Here is a 1,490-nt window from a genome sequence, read left to right as displayed (position 1 = left end):
ACAGGCACCCCCATCCGGGCCGTCCTGCTCGACCGCCTGGGACCGGTGGTCTGGGGCCCGGACGCCGCATCCGCTCTCGCCGTCCTCGAAGAACTCGAGGAAACGGCACGCCTCTGGCTCCTGACCGACCGTCGCCCCGAGCCGCTCCCCTCCCCCGCTCTCGACGAACTGAAGGCCGTGTTCGGCGCCTCCTGGTGACCGCACGCCGCCCGTCGGAGAATCCCCTGAGCCGCAGTAAGGATTCCGCATGTCCACGTCCACCGAGACGGCCGAGACCCCCGGCCTCGCCCACGAGAACGCCGTGTTCCGCAAGGTCGTCCGCCGCATCGTCCCCTTCCTGATTCTCTGCTACGTCTTCTCCTATCTGGACCGCGTCAATGTCGGCTTCGCCAAGCTGCAGATGTCCGACGACCTGGGCCTGAGCGAGGCGGCCTACGGTCTCGGCGCCGGACTGTTCTTCATCGGCTACTTCCTTTTCGAGGTCCCCTCGAACCTGATGCTCCAGCGCGTCGGCGCGCGCACCTGGATCGCCCGCATCATGATCACCTGGGGTCTGGTCTCGGGCGCCTTCTCGTTCGTCACCAACGAGACGACGTTCTATGTGCTGCGCTTCCTGCTCGGCGCCGCGGAGGCCGGCTTCTACCCGGGCGTGATCCTCTACTGCACCTACTGGTTCCCCTCCCACCGCCGGGCCCGCGTCATCGCGATGTTCATGTCGGCGATCCCCGTGGCCGGCATCTTCGGCAACCCGCTCTCCGGCTGGATCATGGACACCTTCGACGGGGTCAGCGGATGGCAGGGCTGGCAGTGGATGTTCCTCCTGGAGGCGATTCCGGCGCTCCTCATCGGTGTCGCCACGCTGTTCTACCTCGACAATGGGGTACGCAGCGCCAAGTGGCTCTCCGAGGAGGAGAAGGACATCGTCGAGGCGGCGATCGCCAAGGACACCGCGCACCAGAAGCACGGCCGGATCTGGGACGGCTTCCGCGACCCCAAGGTATGGCTGATGTGCCTGATCTACTTCTGCTTCGTGATGGGCCAGTACGCGCTGACCTTCTGGATGCCCACCTTCGTCAAGTCCACCGGCATCGACGACACCCTCACCATCGGCGTGCTCAGCGCCGTGCCGTTCCTGGCCGCACTGATCGCGATGAACCTCTTCGGACGCTCCGCGGACAAGCGCCGCGAACGCCGCTGGCACCTGGTCGTCCCCAGCCTCATGGGCGCCGTCGGCTTCTCCCTGGCCGCCGGCTGGAGCGGATCGACCGTGCTGTCCCTGATCGCCCTGTCCTTCGCCGCGGCCGGCGTGCTGACCTGCGCCCCGCTGTTCTGGTCGCTGCCCACCGCGTTCCTGGGCGGCACCGCGGCGGCGGCCGGGCTCGCCCTGATCAACTCCGTGGGCAACCTCGCCGGGTCCGTCAGCCCGTACATGATCGGCGGGCTCAAGGACGCCACCGGCTCGACCTCCATCCCCATGTACGTCCTGGCCC

The 1,490-nt window shown here is 67.7% G+C and carries 2 protein-coding genes; both read left to right on the top strand.

Going from position 1 to position 1,490, the window contains the following annotated elements; translation table 11 throughout:
- Positions 1-198, top strand: a 198-nt coding sequence (locus tag ACQKIP_RS47255) for a class II aldolase/adducin family protein (protein WP_427745841.1), incomplete at its 5' end; no start/stop codon positions are given.
- A gap of 49 nt (positions 199-247) precedes the next feature.
- Positions 248-1,490, top strand: a 1,243-nt coding sequence (locus ACQKIP_RS47250; protein ID WP_427745840.1) for an MFS transporter, incomplete at its 3' end; no start/stop codon positions are given.

The organism is Streptomyces sp. NPDC059900 (genome assembly GCF_050270335.1).
In the GTDB taxonomy this organism is placed as follows: domain Bacteria; phylum Actinomycetota; class Actinomycetes; order Streptomycetales; family Streptomycetaceae; genus Streptomyces.
This window is presented reverse-complemented; position numbering and strand designations above follow the sequence as displayed.